The organism is Micromonospora sp. D75 (assembly GCF_018070405.1).
Lineage (GTDB): Bacteria > Actinomycetota > Actinomycetes > Mycobacteriales > Micromonosporaceae > Micromonospora > Micromonospora chalcea.
This window is the reverse complement of the sequence record NZ_JAGPXV010000540.1, coordinates 1-4,145: the sequence shown is the minus strand read 5'-3', so window position 1 is coordinate 4,145 and position 4,145 is coordinate 1. Positions and strand designations below refer to the sequence as shown.

Genomic DNA, 4,145 nt, shown 5'->3' with positions numbered 1-4,145 from the left:
GCACCTGAAGGTGCACAAGCACGACCACCACAGCCGCCGTGGGCTGCTGCTGCTGGTCGGCCGGCGCCGCCGGCTGCTGAACTACGTCCAGAAGAAGGACATCAACCGCTACCGGTCGCTCATCGAGCGGCTCGGCCTGCGCCGATGACCTGACGGGGGAGTGGCCGCCTGGCCGCTCCCCCGTTGCAGTACCACCGAAGAACCCGGCCGCGCGACACCCGAAGAGGGAGCCGGTCAGCACCGGTCTCCGGTAGTGGCCCCCGGGCATCCCGGCACGACGCCGGCCCACCCGGGCGCTTCGATCGAAGACCGGCCGCCTGAGCAGTTCCCGTGTCGTCGGCCGACGACGCGAAGGAGCACCACAGCACATGACCGAGACCAACCTCGGCACCGAATCCCGCACCGCGGTGATCGACAACGGGTCCTTCGGCACCCGTGAGATCACCTTCTCCACCGGCCGCCTGGCCCGCCAGGCCGCCGGCTCCGTCGTCGCCCAGCTCGGCGAGACGGTCGTCCTCTCCGCCACCACGGCCGGCAAGCAGCCGCGCGAGTCGTTCGACTTCTTCCCGCTGACCGTGGACGTCGAGGAGCGGATGTACGCCGCGGGCCGGATCCCCGGCTCGTTCTTCCGCCGCGAGGGCCGGCCCAGCGAGGACGCCATCCTCACCTGCCGGCTGATCGACCGGCCGCTGCGCCCGTCGTTCGTCAAGGGCCTGCGCAACGAGGTCCAGGTCGTCGAGACGGTGCTGGCGCTCGACCCGCAGCACCCGTACGACGTGGTGGCGATCAACGCCGCCTCGATGTCGACCAAGCTGTCCGGCCTGCCGTTCTCCGGCCCGATCGGCGCGACCCGGGTCGCGCACGTCGACGGCCAGTGGGTCGCCTTCCCGACCCTGGAGGAGCTGGAGCGGGCCACGTTCGACATGGTCGTGGCCGGCCGCACCCTGGCCGACGGCGAGGTCGCGATCATGATGGTCGAGGCCGAGGCCACCCCGAACGCGGTGACCCTGATCTCGGGCGGCGCGACCGCGCCGACCGAGGAGATCGTGGCCAGCGGCCTGGAGGCCGCCAAGCCGGCCATCCGCGAGCTGTGCCGGGCGCAGAGCGAGCTGGCCGAGGTGGCCGCCAAGCCGGTCGCCGAGTTCCCGATCTTCCTGGACTACCAGGACGACGCGTACGACGCGGTGGCCGAGGTGGCCCGCGCCGAGGTCGCCGAGGCGCTGAAGATCGCCGGCAAGGCCGACCGCGAGGAGGCCCTGGACCGGATCAAGGCCAAGGTCGCCGAGGAGCTGACCGGCCGCTTCGAGGGCCGCGAGAAGGAGCTGTCCGCCGCGTTCCGTTCGCTGACCAAGTCCGAGGTCCGCAACCGGGTGCTGCGCGAGCAGGTCCGCATCGACGGCCGCGGCCCGCGTGACATCCGCCCGCTGACCGCCGAGGTCGGCGTGCTGCCGCGGGTGCACGGCTCGGCGCTGTTCGAGCGCGGCGAGACCCAGATCCTGGGCGTCACCACGCTGAACATGCTGCGCATGGAGCAGATGGTGGACACGCTGTCCCCGGAGAACCGCAAGCGCTACATGCACAACTACAACTTCCCGCCGTACTCGACCGGTGAGACCGGCCGGGTCGGCTCGCCGAAGCGGCGCGAGATCGGCCACGGCGCGCTCGCCGAGCGGGCGCTGATCCCGGTGCTGCCCTCGCGCGAGGAGTTCCCGTACGCCATCCGGCAGGTCTCCGAGGCGCTCGGCTCCAACGGCTCCACCTCGATGGGTTCGGTCTGCGCCTCGACGCTGGGCCTGCTCTCCGCCGGTGTGCCGCTGAAGGCGCCGGTCGCCGGCATCGCCATGGGCCTCATCTCCGACGAGGTCGACGGCAAGACCCAGTACGTGACGCTGACCGACATCCTCGGCGCCGAGGACGCGTTCGGCGACATGGACTTCAAGGTCGCCGGCACCCGGGACTTCGTCACCGCGCTCCAGCTCGACACCAAGCTCGACGGCATCCCGTCGGACGTGCTGGCCGCCGCGCTGCAGCAGGCGCACGAGGCCCGGCAGACCATCCTCGACGTGATGCAGCGGGCCATCGAGGCGCCGGCCGAGATGTCGGACTACGCGCCGCGGGTCACCACCGTGAAGATCCCGGTCGACAAGATCGGCATGGTGATCGGCCCGAAGGGCCAGACCATCAACGCGATCCAGGACGAGACCGGCGCCGAGATCTCCATCGAGGACGACGGCACGATCTACGTCGGCGCCACAAACGGGCCGGCGGCCCAGGCCGCGGTGGACCGGATCAACGGCATCGCCAACCCGACGCTGCCCAAGGTCGGCGAGCGGTTCCTCGGCACCGTGGTGAAGACCGCCGCGTTCGGCGCCTTCATCTCGCTGCTGCCGGGCCGCGACGGCCTGCTGCACATCTCCAAGGTGGGCGACGGCAAGCGGGTCGAGAAGGTCGAGGACTTCCTCAACGTCGGCGACAAGGTCGAGGTGGAGATCGCGGACATCGACGCCCGCGGCAAGATCTACCTGGACAAGATCCGCCCGGAGGGCGCCGAGGCGCCGGCCGCCGCCGAGGGTGGCGACCGTCCGTCGGGCCGGGACCGCGGCGGCGACCGCGGCCCGCGTGACCGGGGTGACCGGGGTGGCGACCGGGAGCGCGGCGAGCGCCGCTCCGAGGGCGGCGAGGGCGGCGGCGAGTCCCGTCCGCGTCGCCGGACCCGGCACAGCTGATCCACCGCCGGCCCGGGTGACGTCCGCGTCACCCGGGCCGGACCACGGCTCCAGGTCGCCTGCGCGAGCTGGAGCCGTCGTACGTCCCGCCGTCCCTCGTCATCCGGAGAGCAGGTGCTCGTGAGTTCGTCAGCCGCCTCGACGGGACGGGGGGTGACGTCGACCGGGCCGGGTTCGGCCGCCCGCGCGGTCACCCGGACGCTCAGCGACGACCCGCTCGGCGGCACCGTCCGCCGTACCGTGCTGCCCAGCGGGCTGCGGGTGCTGACCGAGGCGATCCCGGCCATGCGCAGCGTGTCGTTCGGCATCTGGGTGGCGGTCGGTTCGCGCGACGAGACCGGCCCGCAGGCCGGCGCCGCGCACTTCCTGGAACACCTGCTGTTCAAGGGCACCAACAAGCGCAGCGCGCTGGAGATCTCGTCCCAGATCGAGGCGGTGGGCGGCGAGACCAACGCCTTCACCACGAAGGAATACACCTGCTACTACGCGCGGGTGCTGGACGAGGACCTGCCGCTGGCCATCGACGTCATGTGCGACCTGGTCGCCGACTCGGTGCTGACCCCGTCCGACGTGGAGACCGAGCGCGGCGTCATCCTCGAAGAGATCGCCATGCACGACGACGAGCCCGGCGACGAGGTGCACGACCTGTTCACCCGCGCCGTCTACGGCGACCACCCGCTGGGCCGCCTCATCTCCGGCACCGAGGAGACCGTCACGCCGATGAGCCGGCGGCAGATCCAGGGCTTCTACCGCCGCCGCTACACCCCGCCGCGGATCGTGATCGCCGCCGCCGGCAACCTCGACCACGCCGCGGTGGTCAAGCTGGTCCGGCAGGCGCTGCGCGGCACCCCGCTGGACACCGACCCGGCGGCGCCGGCGTCGCACCGCCCGTCCACCCCGGGGGTACGCACCAAGCCGGCCACCACGCTCGTCGAGCCGAAGGAGACCGAGCAGGCGCACGTCGTCCTCGGCTGCCCGGCCATCGACCGCACCGACGAGCGGCGCTTCGCCCTCGGCGTGCTCAACAACGTGCTCGGCGGCGGCATGTCCAGCCGGCTGTTCCAGGAGATCCGGGAACAGCGCGGCCTCGCGTACTCGGTCTACTCCTACGCCAGCCAGTACGCCGACAGCGGCGTGTTCGCCGTCTACGCCGGTTGCGCTCCGGGCAAGGTGGACGAGGTGCTGCACCTGACCCGCGCCGAGCTGGCCCGGGTCGCCGCCGAGGGGATCACCGAGGCGGAACTGGCCCGGGGCAAGGGGATGAGCAAGGGCTCGTTCGTGCTCGGGCTGGAGGACACCGGCTCGCGGATGAGCCGGCTCGCCAAGGGCGAGCTGCTCTACGGCAACCTGATGCCGGTGGACGACCTGCTGGCCCGGGTGGACGCGGTGACCCTCGACGACGTGAACACGCTCGCCGCC

General features: G+C 72.1%; 3 protein-coding genes. All 3 read left to right on the top strand.

The window, feature by feature from the left end; genetic code table 11:
• The coding region (gene rpsO, locus KBX39_RS24950; protein WP_210872793.1) for a 30S ribosomal protein S15 at positions 1-148 on the top strand (148 nt) is incomplete at its 5' end.
• 220 nt (positions 149-368) lie between these two features.
• On the top strand, positions 369-2,726 hold the full coding sequence (locus tag KBX39_RS24945) for a polyribonucleotide nucleotidyltransferase (protein ID WP_043325800.1): 2,358 nt from the start codon (positions 369-371) through the stop codon (positions 2,724-2,726).
• 153 nt (positions 2,727-2,879) lie between these two features.
• On the top strand, positions 2,880-4,145 hold a 1,266-nt coding region (locus KBX39_RS24940; RefSeq protein WP_210872791.1), incomplete at its 3' end, for a pitrilysin family protein.